The 17012-nt window shown below is 73.2% G+C and carries 15 protein-coding genes; 8 read left to right on the top strand and 7 right to left on the bottom strand.

The genetic code is table 11. The features are described 5' to 3' along the window. Positions 1-11: 11 nt before the first annotated feature. Both xseA and IE94_RS0102990 read left to right on the top strand, forming a co-directional pair. A complete protein-coding gene (gene xseA / locus IE94_RS0102995) occupies positions 12-1220 on the top strand; it encodes an exodeoxyribonuclease VII large subunit (protein ID WP_030145776.1) in 1209 nt (402 codons plus the stop codon). Between the two features lie 9 nt (positions 1221-1229). Beyond that, entirely contained in the window at positions 1230-1496 is a 267-nt protein-coding gene (locus IE94_RS0102990; RefSeq protein WP_030145775.1) for an exodeoxyribonuclease VII small subunit, read from the top strand. Positions 1497-1518: 22 nt separating this feature from the next. Here the strand turns inward: IE94_RS0102990 and IE94_RS0102985 are convergent, their stop codons facing one another. From IE94_RS0102985 to IE94_RS0102970, 4 genes are all read right to left on the bottom strand, one after another. Then, the gene (locus IE94_RS0102985) at positions 1519-1737 is read right to left on the bottom strand and encodes a DUF4287 domain-containing protein (protein ID WP_030145774.1); all 219 of its coding nucleotides are present in this window, start codon (positions 1735-1737) and stop codon (positions 1519-1521) included. A 92-nt stretch (positions 1738-1829) separates the two neighbouring features. Continuing rightward, complete coding sequence (locus IE94_RS0102980; protein WP_051777190.1) at positions 1830-3389, bottom strand: polysaccharide deacetylase family protein; 1560 nt, start codon at positions 3387-3389, stop codon at positions 1830-1832. Between the two features lie 100 nt (positions 3390-3489). Beyond that, entirely contained in the window at positions 3490-4953 is a 1464-nt protein-coding gene (locus IE94_RS0102975; RefSeq protein WP_030145772.1) for a glycosyltransferase family 2 protein, read from the bottom strand. Then, positions 4950-6224, bottom strand: coding sequence for a nucleotide sugar dehydrogenase (locus IE94_RS0102970; protein WP_245235157.1), 1275 nt, complete (start codon positions 6222-6224; stop codon positions 4950-4952). Before IE94_RS0102970 ends, IE94_RS0102975 begins: the two co-directional genes overlap by 4 nt. A gap of 274 nt (positions 6225-6498) precedes the next feature. Between IE94_RS0102970 and IE94_RS0102965 the strand changes: the two genes are divergently transcribed. Continuing rightward, complete coding sequence (locus tag IE94_RS0102965) at positions 6499-7089, top strand: malonic semialdehyde reductase (RefSeq protein ID WP_030145770.1); 591 nt, start codon at positions 6499-6501, stop codon at positions 7087-7089. A 212-nt stretch (positions 7090-7301) separates the two neighbouring features. Here the strand turns inward: IE94_RS0102965 and IE94_RS0102960 are convergent, their stop codons facing one another. Then, positions 7302-7826, bottom strand: coding sequence for a DUF4245 domain-containing protein (locus tag IE94_RS0102960; RefSeq protein WP_030145769.1), 525 nt, complete (start codon positions 7824-7826; stop codon positions 7302-7304). Between the two features lie 135 nt (positions 7827-7961). Here IE94_RS0102960 and glpX point away from each other — a divergent pair, with 135 nt between their 5' ends. After that, the gene (gene glpX, locus IE94_RS0102955) at positions 7962-8993 is read left to right on the top strand and encodes a class II fructose-bisphosphatase (protein ID WP_030145768.1); all 1032 of its coding nucleotides are present in this window, start codon (positions 7962-7964) and stop codon (positions 8991-8993) included. A 199-nt stretch (positions 8994-9192) separates the two neighbouring features. On the opposite strand, the gene IE94_RS0102950 is transcribed toward glpX, so the two are convergent. After that, positions 9193-9570, bottom strand: a complete 378-nt coding sequence (locus tag IE94_RS0102950) for a WhiB family transcriptional regulator (protein ID WP_030145767.1) — start codon at positions 9568-9570, stop codon at positions 9193-9195. Positions 9571-9675: 105 nt separating this feature from the next. Beyond that, positions 9676-10356, bottom strand: a complete 681-nt coding sequence (locus IE94_RS0102945; protein ID WP_030145766.1) for a DUF1707 SHOCT-like domain-containing protein — start codon at positions 10354-10356, stop codon at positions 9676-9678. A gap of 199 nt (positions 10357-10555) precedes the next feature. Between IE94_RS0102945 and IE94_RS0102940 the strand changes: the two genes are divergently transcribed. The 4 genes from IE94_RS0102940 (at position 10556) to IE94_RS0102925 (ending at position 16991) form a co-directional block, all read left to right on the top strand. Continuing rightward, a complete protein-coding gene (locus IE94_RS0102940; RefSeq protein WP_030145765.1) occupies positions 10556-12223 on the top strand; it encodes a fumarate hydratase in 1668 nt (555 codons plus the stop codon). An 89-nt stretch (positions 12224-12312) separates the two neighbouring features. After that, positions 12313-13698 carry a class II fumarate hydratase gene (locus IE94_RS0102935; RefSeq protein WP_030145764.1) on the top strand — a complete coding sequence of 462 codons (1386 nt, stop codon included), beginning with the start codon at positions 12313-12315 and terminating at the stop codon, positions 13696-13698. 92 nt (positions 13699-13790) lie between these two features. Then, the gene (gene fomD / locus IE94_RS0102930) at positions 13791-14501 is read left to right on the top strand and encodes a cytidylyl-2-hydroxypropylphosphonate hydrolase (RefSeq protein ID WP_030145763.1); all 711 of its coding nucleotides are present in this window, start codon (positions 13791-13793) and stop codon (positions 14499-14501) included. A 282-nt stretch (positions 14502-14783) separates the two neighbouring features. Beyond that, a complete protein-coding gene (locus IE94_RS0102925; protein ID WP_037921486.1) occupies positions 14784-16991 on the top strand; it encodes a SpoIIE family protein phosphatase in 2208 nt (735 codons plus the stop codon). The last annotated feature ends 21 nt before the right edge of the window (positions 16992-17012 follow it).

Here is a 17012-nt window from a genome sequence, read left to right as displayed (position 1 = left end):
CGCTCGGGCGCATGGCTGCCAACTCGACCCCTGAAAGCCCGCTGCCCGTGGGCGAGGTCTCCCGGCTGATCGGGGGCTGGATCGACCGGCTCGGCGCGGTCTGGGTGGAGGGGCAGATCACCCAGTTGTCGCGGCGGCCGGGCGCCGGCGTGGTGTTCCTGACGCTGCGCGACCCGTCGTACGACATCTCGGTGAGCGTGACCTGCTACCGGCAGGTGTTCGACGCCGTGGCGGACGTGGTCGGCGAGGGCGCGCGGGTGGTCGTGCACGCCAAGCCGGAGTGGTACGCGCCGCGGGGGCAGCTGTCGCTGCGGGCCGCCGAGATCAAGCCGGTGGGCGTCGGTGAGCTGCTCGCCCGTCTGGAGCAGCTGAAGAAGGCCCTCGCGCGCGAGGGGCTGTTCGCGGCGGAGCGCAAGAAGCCGCTGCCGTTCCTGCCGCAGCTGCTCGGCCTGGTGTGCGGGCGGGCGTCGGCGGCCGAGCGGGACGTCCTGGAGAACGCCCGGCACCGCTGGCCCGCCGTCCGCTTCGAGGTGCGCAACGTCCCGGTGCAGGGCGTGCACGCGGTGCCGCAGGTGGTGCAGGCGGTGAAGGAGCTGGACGCGCTGGACGAGGTGGACGTGATCGTCGTCGCGCGGGGCGGCGGCAGCGTGGAGGACCTGCTGCCGTTCTCCGACGAGCAGCTGGTGCGGGCGGTGGCCGCCTGCCGTACGCCGGTCGTCTCGGCGATCGGCCACGAGCCGGACAGCCCGCTGCTCGACCTGGTCGCCGACCTGCGCGCCTCCACGCCGACCGACGCCGCGAAGAAGGTCGTGCCGGACGTCGGCGAGGAGTACGAGCGGGTACGGCTGCTGCGGGACCGCGCCCGGCGGTGTGTGGCGGCCTTCGTCGACCGTGAGGAGCGGGGGCTGGCCCACGCGCTGGCGCGGCCCTCGATACAGGATCCGCACCGGATGATTGAGGAGCGGGCCGAGCAGGTGACGGCCCTGCTGGACCGGGGCCGCCGTTCGCTGCGGCACCACCTCGACCGGGCCGACTCCGAGCTGACGCACACGCACGCGCGCGTGGTGGCCCTCTCCCCCGCCGCGACCCTCAAGCGCGGGTACGCGGTGCTCCAGCGGGCCGACGGCCACGCGGTCCGCGACCCGGGCGAGGTGGAGCCCGGCGAGACGCTGCGCGCCCGGGTCGCCGAGGGCGATTTCTCCGTACGAGTCGACGCATAGGGTGGGTGGATGACCAGCGAGGTGGAGCAGCCGACGGCGATGTCCGAGGCGCTCGGGTACGAGCAGGCGCGGGACGAGCTGATCGAGGTCGTCCGGCGGCTGGAGGCCGGGGGTACGACGCTGGAGGAGTCCCTCGTCCTGTGGGAGCGGGGCGAGGAGCTGGCGAAGGTCTGCCGCCGCCGGCTGGACGGCGCGCGGGCCCGCCTGGACGCGGCGCTGGCCGAGGAGGAGACGGACCCGCGGGACTCGGCCGCCGACGACGGCGGCACGCCCTAGCCGGACGCGCCGAGGCGCTTCCCTACGCCTCCTTGGCCGTGTCCTCGGCCAGGGTGTGGGCGACGAGCGCGTTGGCGTGGCCGTGGCCCAGGCCGTGCTCGGTCTTGAGCCAGGCGACGAGTTCCATGTGCCGGGTGAGCGGCGCGGAGCGGATGAGGTCCTTCCACTCCGCGACCGGGCGGCCGTACTTCTTCTCGATGGACGGGAAGTAGGACGCGGGGCCCTTCACGGCGGCGGTCATGTCGGTGCGCTCCTGGTGGTCGAGTGGCGGTGTGTGTGCCGGTAGGACCGCGTCCGGCGGGGAAAGTGAGCGCCGGCCGCCTGTGATGCACCTCACTCGACGGTCAGTGAGGTGAAGCGGGGCCACTGCCGCCGCGCCCCCTCGTCGCGCACGTTGAGCGAGAAGCCGCCGGCGCCCTCCGCCGCCCGCCACCGGCCCGCGCGGACCGCCGCGCAGGGGTCGCCGTCGATGCTCACCCGCACCTGTCGGGGGGTCACGGAGACGGTGATCCGGTGCGTGGCGGCGGGGTCGAGCCGGCAGGTCCGCCGGTCGCCGGCGCCGTCCCGGCCGCCCGGGGTGAGACTCGCCGTGTTGCGGCCAACCGAGAGCGCCACCGGGTGCTCGCTGCCCGCTCGGACGGTGATCCCGACGCCGTTCGAGGTGCCGCGCAGGCGGTCCACGGTGGCGCGCAGGCGGTAGTGGGTCCAGTCGGCCGTGGCGAGCGGGAGGTGGTCGGCGGACACGTAGTCGGTGCCGTCCGCAGGAGGGCTCTCGCCGGTGAGGACGCCGGGCCCGGCCTGCCCGGGGTCGCCCGCCGTCGACCAGTCCGCCCGCCGGGTCAGCGGCCGGCCGGCGTCGCGCGGCTCCAGCGGAGCCCATCGGGCGAGTTCGCGCAGCAGGCCGGCCGGGGTGGTGCCCCGGGTGACCTCCAGGCGCTGCACCTGTCCGGCGGCGGCCGCGCGGGGGCCGGGTGGCAGCGGCCGCGCCGCGCGGTTGGTGAGCGTGGCCGTGAAGCGCTCCCGCAGCATGGCCCGCAGGGCGTCGGCGTCGCGCGCGGCCAGATTGGTCTCGTCCAGCCGTTCCGAGAAGGGGTAGGCGAAGAGCCGGGGGCGAGGCAGGTCGTGCCGTACGAGGTCGCGGACCGACCGGTCGAGGTCCGCCGCGATCCGGCGCCGGTACTCCCGCGACGTCTCGACGCGTCCCTCGTCCGCCAGCCACCGCCGGTTGGTGAACACCGACCGCTCGTGTCCGGCGGCGTCCACGGCGGCCCGTGCGTGGCTGTCGTGCGTGTGCGCCTGGAAGTCCCAGCGTCCGGACCGCGCCATCCGTGCGATCTCGGCCCAGGAGAGGTAGTACGGCTGGTGGGTGCCCACCTGTCCGGTGATCAGGTAGGCCGCCGCCTTCATCCCGTACCGGGCCAGGACCGGGTCGGCGTGCGTCCACAGGCCGTGTGTGCCGTCGTCGAAGGTGAGGTAGACGCTTCGCGCGCCGGGGGTGCGGCCCGTCCGCAGGAAGTCGGTGAACTCCCGGGTGGACAGGGAGCGGTATCCGGCCTCGCGCAGGACGCGCAGGTGTGCGTCGAAGTGCTCCGGGGAGACGGTGTAGCGGCTGCGGCCGTCGGGGCCGATGTCGTGGTAGGCGAGGACGACCGGCGCGCTCCCGGCGTGCGCCGCCCCGGCCTCCGCGCCCGAGCCGCTGCTGCCGCTGCTGCCGCTGCCGGGAGCGGGCGGCGCGCTCTGCTCGGCCACGTCGCGGCGGAGGGCGTCGTACTGCTGGGCGGCGGTGAACGGCAGGGCCACGACGGCCGCCGTGAGCAGTCCGAGCGCGGCGCGCAGCAGGGGCCGTCCCTCCCGGATCGGGTGCGGCCGGTTTCGGAAGCCGTCGCGTCTCACATCCACCGTCCCCGGGTGAGGGCGAACACGTAGACCAGGGCGACGGCGGCACACGTGAGGACGACGGCGAGCGAGCGGCCCAGTCCGCGCAGCAGGACCTTCATGCGGCACTCCTCGTCCAGACGCCGCGGCGCAGCGTGAGCAGGGCGTACGGCAGCAGCCAGGCCAGTACGCAGCAGGACAGCAGGCTCATCAGGGGGCGGCGGCGCCAGGCGCGATCCCCCGGGTGGTCGATCCGGTAGGCGAGGCCCCAGACGCACCCCTTGAGGACGATCCCGCCCAGGTACAGCAGGGTCAGCAGGCCCGCGAGGTGCAGCGGGGCCCACAGCAGGTGCCGTACGACCAGGACGGGCGCCGCGATCACCCACAGGGCGTGCCCGTAGTACAGCGCCGCGGCGGCCGGGCCCCGGCGCCACATGAAGCCGCCGGTGAAGAAGAGGTTCCTGATGAAGCTCTTCTTCCAGCGGATCTGCTGGCGCAGGAAGGAGCCGGGGCGGGACGGCACCCGGGTCCACACCCGGGCGGAACGGGTGTAGCCGACCTCCCAGCGCAGCTCGGGATAGTCGTGCTCGCGCACGAAGGGCGAGTCGGCGTGCCGCTCCTTGAGCGCGCGGCCGCGCCAGGCCTGGCCCAGGACGTATCCGGTGAGCTGGCGGTCGGTGGCGAAGCGGAAGGGGGCGCCGAGGAAGCGGTCCTCGGCCCAGGCGGGCAGGTAGTTGTAGATCGCCTCGCGGCGGAAGGCGGCGAGCGGTCCGGAGACGCAGGTCACCGAGCCGAAGGCGGCCTCGGCGGCCTTGCTGATGCGGAACTGCCCCTCGTACCAGATGTCCTGTACGCGGGCCAGCAGTGAGGCGTCGGTGTTGAGCGCCCGGCAGTGTCCGCTGACCGCGCCCAGTTCGGGGTGGCGGACGAGGGCGGTGACGCAGTGCCGTACGGCGTCCGGCGCGACGACGCAGTCGGAGTCGGTGAACAGCAGTACGTCCCCGTCGGCCACGGCGCAGGCACGGACCAGCGCGCCCTTCTTGCCGAGGTTCTCCTCCAGCCGGATCAGGGTGAGCGGCAGCTCCTCGGCGAGGCGCTCCAGTACGTCGGGGGTGCCGTCGTCGGAGGCGTCGTCGACCACGACGAGCTGGAGGTCGGGGTAGTCCACGGCGGCCATGGAGCGCACGCAGGCCTCGATGTGCGCGCGTTCGTTGCGCACGGCCAGCAGGAAGCTCACCCGGGGCTGTGCGGGCAGGGCCGGGAAGGCGTCGGCGTGGCGCGGGCGGCTGCGCAGGGGGCGTACGGCCGGGTCGTCGTAGCGGCTGTAGGCGAGGTGGAGGAGGCACACGGTGCCGGCCAGGACCGCCAGGCCGTAGAGGGCGAGCGGGTCGAAGGCGTGCGGCAGGCGGACGGCGCCGCGGGCCAGCAGCAGGAGGAGGGGCAGCAGGGCGAGGAGGGTGAGCAGCCGCACCACGTCGCGGCGGACGCCGGGTTCCAGGGCGTCGAGGCGGGCGCGGAGCCGGTGGCGGGCGGCGGCGCGGAGCGGGGTGGCCGGTCCGTGGCCGGGGCGCAGGACGGTCATGCGGTGGCCCCCGCGGCGGGAGGGACGCCGGTCCCGGCCCGCGCCGCCGCCTTGGTGAGGGGACCGCGCTGGCGGGTGTCCAGGACGGGCGGGGCGTCGGCTGCGCACAGCCAGGTCAGGTCGTGCACGGGATGGACGGTGTTCAGGACCACCAGGTCCCAGGGCCGGGTGTGCGGATCCGGTACGTGGTGCAGCGCTTGCGCGCCGACGCGCAGCGAGGGCACCAGGGGGTCGCAGTACGCGACGTGCGCGCCGGCCGCGGCGAGCCCGGCGAGGATCTCCAGGGCGGGGCTCTCCCGGACGTCGGCCACGCCCTCCTTGTAGGAGACGCCGATCAGCAGGACGCGGGCCTCGCGCGCGGGGACGGAGGAGGCCTCCAGCAGGTCCAGGGCGCGTTGGGTGATCCGCGCGGGCCGACCGCTGTTGGCCGCGAGGGCGGTGGCCACCAGCGGCGCCTGCTGCCGGACCTTGCCCAGCTGCCAGAGCAGGTAGTGGGGGTCGCACGGGATGCAGTGACCGCCGACGCCGGGCCCCGGGTAGAAGGGCATGAAGCCGTACGGCTTGGTCGCCGCGGCCTCGATCACCGGGACCGGTGCCAGACCGAGGGAGTGACAGGCGTCGGCGAGTTCGTTGGCCAGGGCGATGTTGACGGCGCGGTAGGTGTTCTCCCAGAGCTTGGCCATCTCGGCGGTCTCGGGGTCGGGGACCGGCCGGACGACGGAGGCCGTCGGGGCCAGCAGGTCCGCGGCGGCGCGGCTGCTGCGCGGTCCGGCGCCGCCGACCAGGCGCGGGGTGCGTTCGGGGGTGTGGCGTTCGTTGCCGGGGTCGATCCGCTCGGGGGAGAAGGCGACGTACACGTCCTCGTCGACGGTGAACCCACGGGCCCGCAGCGGTTCGACCAGCAGGTCGCGGGTGGTGCCGACGTAGCTGGTGGAGGTGAGCACGATCAGCTGGCCGGGCACGGCGTGCTCCACCGCCGAGGCGCAGGCGGAGGAGAGCGCGGTGAGGTCGGGCTCGCGCCGGGCGTCGACGGGGGTGGGCACACAGATGACCACGGCGTCGGCCTCGCGCACCGCCGTGGCGTCCGGGGTGAGCCGGAAGCGGTCGCCGGCCGAGGCGCAGGCGAGCTGCGCGTGGTGCAGCGGGAGCAGGTCCACCGCTCCGCGGGCGATGTCCCGCAGCCGGTCCGGGCTGCTGTCGACGCCGATGACGGTGGCGCCCGCGTCGGTGAGGGCGAGTGCGGTGGGGAGTCCCACGTAGCCAAGCCCCACGACCGCGACGGTTGGTCCGGATACATCCATCTCGAAGCTGTCTGGCTTGAATTCCACATCGTCATATAGGCGCACGGCCCGAAAACCCCGTCTTCTCGACACACACCCCGCCATATACGCCAGGGCCCCTTCACCCGGCCGGACGTGTGAAGCGGGTCACCGGGATCTCACATTGGTTGAAGCTTGAACTTCTTTGGCGTAGTGTCGCCAGCGTCAACGGCCCCCGGCCCCCACGCCGCACGGCGCCGACGCACCCCCCGGAGAAAGATCACGCATGTCTCTCGTTCTTGACCCCGCCGCCCAGGACCTCCTGTTCCGCGAGGCCCGCACGGCGAACACCTTCACCGACGAGCCGGTGACCGACGAGCAGATGCAGGCGATCTACGACCTGGTCAAGTACGGCCCGACCGCCTTCAACCAGTCGCCGCTGCGCATCACGCTGGTCCGCTCCCCCGAGGCCCGCGAGCGCCTGGTCACCCACATGGCGGAGGGCAACCGCGCCAAGACGGCCACCGCCCCGCTGGTCGCGATCCTGTCCGCGGACAACGAGTTCCACGAGGAGCTGCCGCAGCTCCTCCCGCACTTCCCGCAGGCCAAGGACGCCTTCTTCAGCGAGCGTCCGGTCCGCGAGGGCACGGCCACCCTGAACGCCGCCCTCCAGGCCGCGTACTTCATCGTCGGCGTCCGCGCCGCGGGCCTGGCCGCCGGACCGATGACCGGCCTCGACTTCGAGGGCCTGCGCAAGGAGTTCCTGGACGACGACCACACCCCGCTGATGGTCGTCAACATCGGCCGTCCGGGCCCGGACGCCTGGTTCCCGCGCTCCCCGCGGCTGGCCTACGACCAGGTCGTCACCACGGTCTGAGGCACGCGGCACCCGCACACCACGACGAAGCCCCCGGCGAGCTGCCGGGGGCTTCGTCGTGGTGCATGGGCCGAGCCGGGCCGTGCACCCGGTGGCCGGGCGCCCGGTTGCCGGCGGTCGGCGGTCGGCGGTCGGTGGCCGGTGGCCGGCGGTCGGCGGTCGGTGGCCGGTTGCCGGTGACCGGCGGTCGGCGGTCGGCGGTCGGTGGCCGGTCAGGCCAGCTTCAGGGCCGCCGCCATCTCGCCGAGCTGCTCGAACGACCCGGTGCCGGCCACGACCGTCGTCGCGCCCTTCATGTCGCCCGTGCCGGGCAGCACCAGCGCGTCGTACCGACCGCCCGTGTACCGCGTCCAGGTCCGGCCACCGATCTCCTCGGTCCGCTCGGTCGCCTCGGCGCCCTGACTGGCGTCGTGGATGAACGTGGACGCCTTCTTCGTGGACTGCTCGACCGTCACGTACTCGCCGTCCGGGGCCCGGAAGCCCAGGTGCCAGGCGTCGGAGTCGTCGCCCCGGAAGCGGACGGAGGTCGGCTTCCAGTCCTCGGACAGCCCCTCGGGCGCGGCCACCGGGTACGACGCGGCGCGCTGCGCGGTCAGCAGTTCGACCCGGTAGTCGACCCGCTTGACGTCCGGTTCACCGTCGTCGTGCGGAATGAACATCCAGATCACGCCTGCCGCCAGCACGATGACCCCGAGCGAGAGAATCATGTCCCGGGCCGACTTCTGCTTGCCTTTCATACCTGCCACGCCCCCTATCGTCGCAGGTGCCTGATCCGCTCATACGTGGGGTCCCCTGCTCATTTTGTCGGACTGGCGATAGAGTCGTGGCCATACCCTCATCCGGCCGTCGTCGTATCAGAAAGGTGCGTTCCGATGACCGAGCATCATCTCCCGTCCGAGCTGGACGTCCCCTCGGAGGCCCCCGACCGCAACCTCGCCATGGAGCTGGTCCGGGTCACCGAGGCCGCGGCGATGGCCGCCGGCCGCTGGGTCGGACGCGGTGACAAGAACGGCGCCGACGGTGCCGCGGTGCGCGCCATGCGGACCCTCGTCCACACCGTCTCGATGAACGGCGTCGTCGTCATCGGCGAGGGCGAGAAGGACGAGGCCCCGATGCTCTTCAACGGGGAGCGGGTCGGCGACGGGACCGGGGCCGAGGTCGACATCGCCGTCGACCCGATCGACGGCACCACGCTGACGGCCAACGGCATGACCAACGCGATCGCGGTGCTGGCCGCCGCCGAGCGCGGCTCCATGTTCGACCCGTCCGCGGTCTTCTACATGGACAAGCTGGTCACCGGCCCCGAGGCCGCCGACTTCGTGGACATCAACGCGCCCGTCGCCGTGAACATCCGCCGGATCGCCAAGGCGAAGCGGCGCACGCCCGAGGACGTCACGGTCGTCATCCTCGACCGGCCGCGGCACCAGGGCCTCATCAAGGAGGTCCGGGAGACCGGCGCCCGGATCAAGCTGATCTCCGACGGCGATGTGGCCGGCTCCATCCTGGCGCTGCGCGAGGGCACGGGCATCGACCTGCTGCTCGGTATCGGCGGTACGCCGGAGGGCATCATCTCGGCCTGCGCGGTGAAGTGCCTGGGCGGCACCATCCAGGGCAAGCTGTGGCCGAAGGACGACGAGGAGCGGCAGCGGGCCGTCGACGCGGGGCACGACCTGGACCGGGTGCTGACCACCGACGACCTGGTCTCCGGGGACAACGTCTTCTTCGTCGCGACCGGCATCACCGACGGCGAGCTGCTGCGGGGGGTGCGGTACCGGTCGGAGACGGCGACGACCGACTCGATCGTGATGCGGTCCAAGTCGGGGACGGTGCGGCGGATCGACTCCGAGCACCGGCTGAGCAAGCTGCGGGCGTACAGCGCGATCGATTTCGACCGGGCGAAGTGACGCCGCCGGTTTCGCGGGGCGCCTCCTGAGTCGGGGTGCCTGTCGTGCGGCGGCTGCGGCACCGTCGTGGCCGGTCGCGCCCACGCGGCGGAGCCGCAGATCGGGCACAGGCCCGCGCCCCTTTCGGGGTGGCCGCGGTTCCCGGCGTTGAAAGGGCACCCTCCGTGTGCGGAGAGGGTGCCCTTACGCCTGGTCGGGTTCAGCCGGCCGCGGCTATGCGGCCCGTCGTGCGGGCGGCCTTCTTGAGTTCGACGTCGCGGCGGCGGCGCCGGGCCAGGACCACGCGGCGTTCGGCGGCGGTGAGGCCGCCCCAGACGCCGTAGGGCTCGGGCTGCAGCAGGGCGTGCTCGCGGCACTCGACCATGACCGGACAGCGCGCGCAGACGCGCTTGGCGGCCTCTTCGCGGGAGAGCCGGGCGGCAGTCGGTTCCTTGGAGGGGGCGAAGAACAGTCCGGCCTCGTCGCGCCGGCACACCGCCTCGGTGTGCCAGGGAGCGTCTTGGTCCCTGTCCCGCACGGGCCCCCGCTGGGCCGGAACGGCAGCTACCTGCAGGGACGAATGCGGCGGTTGCAGCACGGGTCTACTCCTGACGACGGCTTCGCTAGCGAGAGACGATGCGTCAAGGCTTACCCGTTGTACGCGCGCCTATGCACTGGGTTTCCCACCGCTGCCGTGCCGGTGCTACAGGTGCTTGCGCAAACCCTTCTCCACCCGGCGGTGCACCCGGTCGAGAATGTCCGCGACGACCTTGCCGCGCTTGGGGCGGACCTCGACGCTGCCCAGCACGGCCCAGCCGTCCACGTAGATGACGGGCGCCTCGGCCTCGGCGGAGTCGAGGGTGTGGACCTCGAAACTGCCGAGCACGCTGCCGCCCGCGCCGCGCACCGACACGTTCTCCGGGACGCGCACCTCGACGCTGCCGAAGACGGAGAAGGCCTTGATGACGACCTGCTGGTACTCGAAGACCGCCTCGCTGAGGTCGATCTCGACGCTGCCGAAGACGGCGTAGGCGTGGATGCGGCGGTTCGCCCGCCAGCGGCCCTTGCGGACGGCGCTGCTGAAGATGGCCACCACGTTCTCGTCGGGCTCCGCCGGGATGGCGCCGGCGGTGGGGCGGTGGGGTGCCGGCTCGGCGGTGTCCCGGCCGCGGTGGGCGGCGGGCAGGTCCCGGACGAAGACGTCCAGCTCTCCGACGGTCTTGGCGGCCAGCACGCCTTCGACGCGCTCGGCGTGCTCCTCGGCGGTGAGCCGTCCCTCTGCGAGGGCTTCGCGCAGCATGTCGGCGACGCGGTCGCGGTCGGCGTCCGAGGCGCGCAGCTCGGAGGTGCGCGGTGCGGCTGGGGCGTGCTTGTGAAGGTCCACGGCAGCAGCGTACCGAAACGCGATAGATCGCGACTAGCCCTGTGGACAACCTTGTCGCGCACCGGGACCTCCTACTGAGCCTTACCTCACAAGCTCGGCACCCTCGGCAGGTTTTACGCTGGTTGGCGCTGCCAACGGAGGCCAGCCGTCGTTGCTGAGGAATCCAGCCGCGCGTGATGTCGAGTGAGGAATGGGCGAGATGCCTGAGTTCGCGTACACCGATCTGCTCCCCCAGGGCGAGGACACCACTCCGTACCGGCTGGTGACCGCCGAGGGCGTCTCCACCTTCGAGGCCGACGGTCGGACGTTCCTCAAGGTGGAGCCGGAGGCGCTGCGCAAACTGGCCGAGGAGGCCGTCCACGACATCCAGCACTACCTGCGCCCGGCCCACCTCGCGCAGCTGCGCCGCATCGTCGACGACCCCGAGGCGTCGGGCAACGACAAGTTCGTGGCCCTGGACCTGCTGAAGAACGCGAACATCGCGGCGGCGGGCGTCCTCCCGATGTGCCAGGACACCGGCACCGCGATCGTCATGGGCAAGCGCGGGCAGAACGTGCTCACGGCGGGCGGCGACGAGGAGGCCCTGAGCCGGGGCATCTACGACGCCTACAAGAACCTGAACCTGCGCTACTCGCAGATGGCCCCGCTCACCATGTGGGAGGAGAAGAACACCGGCTCCAACCTCCCGGCGCAGATCGAGCTGTACGCGACCGACGGCGGCGCCTACAAGTTCCTCTTCATGGCGAAGGGCGGCGGCTCCGCCAACAAGTCCTTCCTCTACCAGGAGACGAAGGCCGTCCTGAACGAGTCCTCCATGATGAAGTTCCTGGAGGAGAAGATCCGCTCGCTCGGCACGGCCGCCTGCCCGCCGTACCACCTGGCGATCGTCGTCGGCGGCACCTCGGCCGAGTACGCGCTGAAGACCGCGAAGTACGCCTCCGCTCACTACCTGGACGAGATCCCGGCCGAGGGTTCGGAGCTCGGGCACGGCTTCCGGGACAAGGAACTGGAGGAGAAGGTCTTCGAGCTGACCCAGAGGATCGGCATCGGCGCGCAGTTCGGCGGCAAGTACTTCTGCCACGACGTGCGCGTGGTGCGGCTGCCCCGGCACGGCGCCTCCTGCCCGGTCGCCATCGCCGTGTCCTGCTCGGCCGACCGGCAGGCCGTCGCGAAGATCACCGCCGAGGGCGTCTTCCTGGAGCAGCTGGAGACCGACCCGGCGCGCTTCCTGCCGGAGACGACGGACGAGCACCTCGACGAGGCCGGGGACGTCGTGAAGATCGACCTCAACCGGCCGATGGACGACATCCTGGCCGAGCTGACGAAGCACCCGGTCAAGACCCGGCTCTCGCTGACCGGCCCGCTGGTCGTGGCCCGCGACATCGCGCACGCCAAGATCAAGGAGCGGCTGGACGCGGGCGAGGAGATGCCGCAGTACCTGAAGGACCACCCGGTGTACTACGCGGGCCCGGCCAAGACGCCCGAGGGTTACGCCTCCGGGTCCTTCGGGCCGACCACCGCCGGGCGCATGGACTCCTACGTGGAGCAGTTCCAGGCGGCGGGCGGCTCCAAGGTGATGCTGGCCAAGGGCAACCGGAGCAAGCAGGTCACCGACGCGTGCGAGACGCACGGCGGCTTCTACCTGGGCTCGATCGGCGGTCCCGCGGCGCGGCTCGCGCAGGACTGCATCAAGAAGGTCGAGGTCGTCGAGTACGAGGAGCTCGGCATGGAGGCGGTCTGGAAGATCGAGGTCGAGGACTTCCCGGCGTTCGTCGTGGTGGACGACAAGGGCAGCGACTTCTTTCAAGACCCGGCGCCCGCGCCGACGTTCACGACGATTCCGGTGCGGGGGCCCGGGCTGGCGTAGCCCTCCCGTCGGCGTGCGGGGAGCGGGGCCGGGGAGCGAATCCGGCCCGTGCCCGGAACATCCGCCCCGCCCCGCACGCTGTACCCGGTATGAGCGACTACCGCATCGAGCACGACTCCATGGGCGAGGTCCGCGTGCCCGCCCACGCCAAGTGGCGCGCCCAGACCCAGCGCGCCGTCGAGAACTTCCCCGTCTCCGGGCAGCGCATCGAGCGCGCGCACATCGAGGCGCTGGCCCGGATCAAGGGCGCGGCGGCCAAGGTCAACGCCGAGCTGGGGGTGCTCGACCAGGACGTCGCCGCCGCGATCCGGGAGGCGGCCGGTGAGGTGGCCGAGGGGAAGTGGGACGAGCACTTCCCCGTCGACGTGTTCCAGACCGGGTCGGGGACCTCGTCCAACATGAACACGAACGAGGTCATCGCCACCCTGGCCGGTGAGCGCCTCGGCCGCGACGTGCACCCCAACGACCACGTCAACGCCTCCCAGTCGTCCAACGACGTCTTCCCGTCCTCCCTCCACATCGCCGCCACCGCCGCCGTCACCCGCGACCTGATCCCGGCCCTCGACCACCTCGCCGGCGCCCTGGAGCGCAAGGCGGAGGAGTTCGCCGACGTGGTGAAGTCCGGGCGTACGCACCTCATGGACGCCACGCCCGTCACCCTCGGCCAGGAGTTCGGCGGGTACGCGGCCCAGGTGCGGTATGGCATCGAGCGGCTCAACGCCTCCCTTCCGCGCCTGGCGGAGCTGCCGCTGGGCGGCACCGCGGTCGGCACCGGCATCAACACCCCGCCCGGCTTCTCCGCCGCCGTCATCGCCGAGGTGGCCCGCGCGACCGGGCTGCCGCTGACCGAGGCGCGCGACCACTTCGAGGCGCAGGGCGCCCGGGACGGCATCGTCGAGACGAGCGGGCAGCTGCGGACCATCGGGGTCGGGCTGACGAAGATCGCAAACGACCTGCGCTGGATGGCGTCGGGGCCGCGCACCGGGCTCGCGGAGATCTCCCTGCCCGACCTCCAGCCCGGCTCGTCCATCATGCCCGGCAAGGTCAACCCGGTGATCCCGGAGGCGGTCCTCATGGTCGCCGCCCAGGTCACCGGCAACGACGCGACGGTCGCCGCCGCCGGGGCGGCCGGCAACTTCGAGCTGAACGTCATGCTGCCGGTCATCGCCAAGAACGTGCTGGAGTCGGTGCGGCTGCTCGCCAACGTCTCCCGGCTGCTCGCCGACCGGACCGTGGACGGAATCGTGGCGCACCCCGAACGGGCCCGCGAGTACGCCGAGTCGTCGCCGTCCGTGGTCACGCCGCTCAACAAGTACATCGGGTACGAGGAGGCCGCCAAGGTCGCCAAGAAGGCGCTGGCCGAGCGGAAGACGATCCGTCAGGTGGTGCTGGAGGGCGGGTACGTCGAGCGCGGCGACCTGACGCGCGCACAGCTGGACGAGGCACTGGACGTGCTGCGGATGACCCGTCCGTGAGGAGTCCCGGCGCCGCCCGCCCGGGGGCGTACGCCGGCGCACGCTGTAGCGATCTTCGGGTGTCGCTTGGCCATGGCACCTAATATCTCTGCATGGCAGACGGAGAAGCGGTGAGCGCGGCGACGGAACCGGGAGCGGGCGGTTTGGCGGGACCGGTGGAGCACTGGGCGCCCGGCAGCCACATCCTGTGGCGGTACCGGGAGAACGGCGGACCGCACCCGCACATCGCGCGCCCCGTCACCGTCGTACGGGACGACGCCGAGCTGCTCGCGGTGTGGCTGGCGCCCGGCACCGAGTGTGTGAAGCCGGTCCTCGCCGACGGTACGCCCGTGCACCTGGAACCGCTGGCTACGCGCTACACCAAGCCGCGCACCGTGCAGCGCGACCGGTGGTTCGGCACCGGCGTGCTGAAGCTGGCCAGGCCGGGCCGGGCCTGGTCGGTGTGGCTGTTCTGGGACCCGGGCTGGCGGTTCAAGAACTGGTACGTGAACCTGGAGGAGCCGCTGACGCGCTGGGAGGGCGGGGTCGACTCGGAGGACCACTTCCTGGACATCTCCGTCCACCCGGACCGCTCCTGGCACTGGCGGGACGAGGACGAGTTCGCGCAGGCCCAGCGGGACCGGCTGGTGGGCCCGGCGCTGGCCGAGCGGGTGCGCCGGGCGGGCCGGGCCGCGGTCGCGGAGATCCGCGCCTGGGGGACGCCGTACGCCGACGGCTGGGAGCACTGGCGACCCGATCCGGCGTGGCCGGTACCGTCCCTGCCCGGGGACTGGGATCGCACGCCCGCGCACGTCTCCTCGTGAGACCCTTGATGTGCCCCCCGGCAAGAAACGTAGGATCGTCCTCCGCAATGAGCGCGGCAGCGGCAACCGGCGTAGCGTGCGCTGTGCTTGACCGATCGTCACCGAGGGGCGGCAGGACGTGAGCGAGGGGTACGAGGGCAACACGCGGGCGGGCCGCAGACGGTCCGCCGGTGACACAGGAACAGCCTCTGACCACGCGGGAACCCCGTTCCTTGGGCACGGATTGCGGGTATCGGGATTTCTGCGGGACGAACTGCACGCGCCGCGGGCAGTCCCGGACGGATGGATTCGACACGCGTGACGGAGCACCCGACCTCCTTCGACCGCCCCTCGACGGGCGCCGACCCCACGGATCCCCGCGGGGCGCTCCTGCGTACCCCCGGGCCGCCGCGGGCCTCCGGGTCGGCGTTACCGGTCCAGGGGCGCGCCGGGCAGACGCCGCCCGCCGCGGGCGAGGACTCCGCGGGGGCCTTCGAGCACTCCCAGCCGGGCGCCGGGCAGGCCGCCGAGCCCGGCGCGCACCGGCCGCGGCCCGCGGCCGAGGGCGTCCCGGCCCAGCCGGACGGCGGGCAACCGGTCGGTGCGCCTTCGGGTGACGCGCCCTCGGCGGGCGTCACCGCGGCCGGTGCGTCCTCGGGCGGGGTGTCCGCGGCCGGGCAGGCGGGTCTGGTGCAGCCGGGGTCCGGGGCACCGGCCGGTGCCGGGGGCCCGGGCCGCCGCGGCGCGCCGCCGGAGCCGGACCGGCGTACCGGGCAGCCCACCGCGCCCGGCCGGCCCACGCCCATGCGGCGGGACGGGGACCGGCTGCGGTTCGTGGGCGCCGCCACCCGGCGGATCGCCCGGGGCATGGACCTCGACGAGATCGTGATGGGGCTGTGCCGGGCCACCGTGCCCACGTTCGCGGACGCCATCCTGGTCTATCTGCGCGAGCCACTGCCGGTCGGCGACGAGCGGCCCACCGGCCCGCTGGTGCTGCGGCTGCGGCGCACCGACCGCATACCGGCCGAGCGGGACACCGAGGGCGGTTTCACCCCCGCGCCCCAGCCGGAGCCCTCCGAGCTGGAGACGGTCGGCGCCGAGTTGTGCGAGGTGCGGCCGGGCAGCGCGCTGGCCGAGGTGCTGCGCGGGGTGCGCCCGGTGTTCACGGACACGCCCGCGGCCCGCCCCGCGCTGCCGGAACTGCTGGGCGAGGACCGCGACTTCCCCCTGCCCGACGGCCGCAGGGCGATCCTCGCCCCGTTGCGCGGACGGCGCCGGGTGATCGGCGCCGCGCTGTTCCTGCGCGGTCCGGAGCGCGTCGCCTTCGAGGCCGACGACCTGCTGGTGGCGGCGCAGCTGGCCACGCACAGCGCCCTCGGCATCGACAAGGCGGTGCTGTACGGGCGTGAGGCGTACATCGCCGACGAGTTGCAGCGCACGATGCTCCCGGAGAACCTGCCGCGCTGCACGGGTGTGCGGCTGGCCTCCCGCTATCTGCCGGCCGCCGAGACCGCGCGGGTCGGCGGCGACTGGTACGACGCCATCCCGCTGCCGGGGAGCCGGGTCGCGCTGGTGGTCGGGGACGTGATGGGCCATTCCATGACGTCGGCGGCCATCATGGGCCAGCTGCGGACCACGGCGCAGACCCTGGCCGGGCTCGACCTGCCGCCGCAGGAGGTGCTCCACCACCTGGACGAGCAGGCCCAGCGGCTCGGCACCGACCGCATGGCGACCTGCCTGTACGCGGTGTACGACCCGGTCTCGCACCGCATCACCGTCGCCAACGCCGGCCACCCGCCGCCCGTGCTGCTGCACCTGGGCGGCCACGCCGAGGTGCTGCGCGTCCCGGCCGGCGCCCCGATCGGTGTGGGCGGCGTGGACTTCGAGGCCGTGGAGCTGGACGCGCCGGCCGGCGCGACGCTGCTCCTGTACACCGACGGGCTGGTCGAGTCCCGGCTGCGGGACGTGTGGACCGGCATAGAGCAGCTGCGGGAGCGGCTGGCGGCGACCGCGCAGCTCACCGGTCCCGACCATCCCCCGCCTCTGGAAGCCCTGTGCGACGAGGTGCTCGACATGCTCGGCCCGGGCGACCGGGACGACGACATCGCGCTGCTCGCCGCCCGCTTCGACGGCATCGCGCCCAGCGACGTGGCGTACTGGTTCCTGGAGCCCGAGGACGCGGCCCCCGGCAAGGCCCGCCGTCTGGCCCGGCGCGCGCTCGCCCGCTGGGGCATGGAGGACCTCACGGACTCCGTGGAGCTGCTCGTCAGCGAGGTCGTGACCAACGCGGTGCGGTACGCGTCGAAGCCGGTCACCCTGCGGCTGCTGCGCACGGACGTGCTGCGCTGCGAGGTCGGCGACGACGTGCCCCAGCTGCCGCGGCTGCGGCAGGCGCGCGCCACCGACGAGGGCGGGCGCGGGCTGTACCTGGTGAACCGGCTGGCCCGGCGCTGGGGCGCGACGCGGCTGAGCACCGGCAAGGTGGTGTGGTTCGAGCTGAACCGCGGCTGAGGCCCGGGAGCGGCGAACGCG

It is taken from the genome of Streptomyces violaceorubidus (assembly GCF_000717995.1).
GTDB lineage: Bacteria > Actinomycetota > Actinomycetes > Streptomycetales > Streptomycetaceae > Streptomyces > Streptomyces violaceorubidus.
Note: the sequence above shows the minus strand (reverse complement) of the source record. Positions and strands in the feature narration are given on the sequence as shown.